The sequence below is a fragment of the Vibrio sp. M260118 genome (assembly GCF_036533755.1).
GTDB lineage: Bacteria > Pseudomonadota > Gammaproteobacteria > Enterobacterales > Vibrionaceae > Vibrio.
The window spans coordinates 1-2,125 of the sequence record NZ_JATABG010000488.1 but is presented as its reverse complement, the minus strand read 5'-3'; the positions used below and the strand labels follow the sequence as shown (position 1 = coordinate 2,125).

At 46.2% G+C, this 2,125-nt stretch carries 1 protein-coding gene and 1 pseudogene; one reads left to right on the top strand and one right to left on the bottom strand.

Going from position 1 to position 2,125, the window contains the following annotated elements; translation table 11 throughout:
- Positions 1-1,477 (bottom strand): carboxypeptidase M32 (locus tag QTO00_RS18720; RefSeq protein ID WP_331426110.1); only part of this gene is annotated, 1,477 nt, incomplete at its 3' end.
- 152 nt (positions 1,478-1,629) lie between these two features.
- On the opposite strand from QTO00_RS18720, the pseudogene QTO00_RS18715 reads away from it, so the two are divergent.
- Positions 1,630-2,125, top strand: a pseudogene (locus tag QTO00_RS18715) (LysE family translocator); the annotation flags it as partial.

Sequence of the window (2,125 nt, the reverse complement as noted above, 5' to 3'; positions counted from 1 at the left end):
GATAACGACTCTTCAAATGCGCTTGGAAGAAAGAGGCATTTAGTGTCTCTCCTGTCGCTTGCTTTACTAACTCATCGGTGGTCAACAAGCTACCGTTGCTCCAGATTTTCTCTTCAAGCCAAGTGAAAATAGGCGAAAGATCACCACTGGCAATAGCACCATCTACATCGACTGTCTGCTTCATTGCCGCCATAAACTGTGCAGCATACATAGCGCCTAATGTATATGAAGGGAAATAACCGAATACGCCATCTGTCCAGTGGATGTCTTGCATACAGCCATTTTTGAAGTTGCCTTCCGTTGACAGCCCTAAGTACTGCTGCATTTTTTGGTTCCAAAGCTCTGGTACATCGGTGTGCTTGATTTTTCCATTGATCAAATCACGTTCGATCTCATAACGTAAAATAACGTGAGCAGGGTAGGTGAGTTCGTCTGCATCAACTCGGATAAAGTCTTTTTTCACTCGGGTGTAGAGCTTTTGAAAGTTCTCTTGTGAGAAAAGTTGTGGGTTATGACTGCCAAAGTGCTGACCAGCAAGGCGTGCTAAATGTTCGATAAATGCATCGCTTCGACCAACCTGCATCTCAAAGAACAGTGATTGAGACTCGTGAATCCCCATTGAACGCGCCTCACCAGATGGTAAGCCTGATAGAGCCTTTGGCAACCCTTGCTCGTATCGAGCGTGTCCGGTTTCGTGGACGATTCCCATAAGGCTCTGAACGAACTCACTTTCATCATAGCGTGTGGTTATACGCACATCGGTCGGCACGCCGCCACAGAAGGGGTGAACACTTTCGTCTAAGCGTCCGTGGTTGAAATCAAACTGAAGCAGTTTCATGACCTCAAGGCCGAGTGCTTTTTGCTCGTTAGTGTCGAACGTGCCTTGTGGCTGAATAAATTGCTCTGACGCTTGTTTATCGATCACTTGGTCGATGAGTTCAGGAAGCCAAGTTTTTACGTCACTGAACAAGTTATCAAGGGATTCAGAGCTCGTTCCTGGCTCATAAATATCGAGCATAGCATCGTAAGGGGAAAGGCCATTTACTTCCGCGCGAATTTGCGCCTCTTCTTGAGATAGCTTAACGACTTCGGCCCAGTTCTTTTCGAAACCTTGCCAATCATTTTCCCCGCGCTGAGTACGCCATGCGTGCTCACATTTCGAACCCGCTAATGATTTTACTTGTACTAATGACTCTGGTAACACGTTCGCTTGTTGCCATTGACGCTTTAGCTCACGCAGTGTGGCTTTGTCTTCGCTGTTTAGCTGCTCAGTTTCGGCTTCAGCAAACCAATCCTCTAACTGAGGCTGGGTGTTTAGTCCGTGAATATGAACCGACAGTTCTGCCATGGCTTCTGAGCGAGCTTGGTTACCACCCGCAGGCATAACCGCAGCTTGGTCCCAACCACAAATGGCAGCAAGGTGATTGAAGTGAGAAATCTTTTGAGAATGTTGTTTGAGTTTATTGAATGCGCTCATCGATCGCCTTCCGTGACTAGTGATATGTGAAGGAGAAAGCTTATCAATCAATGATCGTCAGACCAAGTGAATTTAATCAAGAGTTGAATCTAGGCTATCGCTTCTTATAGACTGGCTCGACAAGGAAGCACTTCGCGCAGTTAGGACGACCCATGATAATCAATATCGAAGCCTTTTTAATCGCTATTACTATTCTTACTTTAACCCCGGGCTTAGACACCGCTTTGGTGATTCGTAATTCGTCACGCGGCGGGTTTAGTGATGGCTTTCTAACCAGTCTGGGAATATGTCTTGGCCTGTTTGTTCATGCAACGTTTTCAGCCGTAGGGATTTCAGCAATCTTAGCTCAATCGGCGGAGCTATTTTATGCAGTTAAAATGGTCGGTGCGGCTTATCTAATTTGGTTGGGCGTGATGACTTTAAAGAGCCTATTTTCTGGCAACGCCGCTGGGCTCGACACGAGTGCTGTTGTGGGGCCGTTCCTTTAGATGCGAAACGTTCTCTACGTGAGGGATTTCTGTCTAACGTACTTAACCCCAAAACAGCGGTTTTCTACTTGGCATTTTTGCCTCAGTTTATTAATCCTGAAGGTTCTGCATTCTTGCAATCAGTTTTGATGGCGGCAATTCACTTTGTGATCGCTATGAT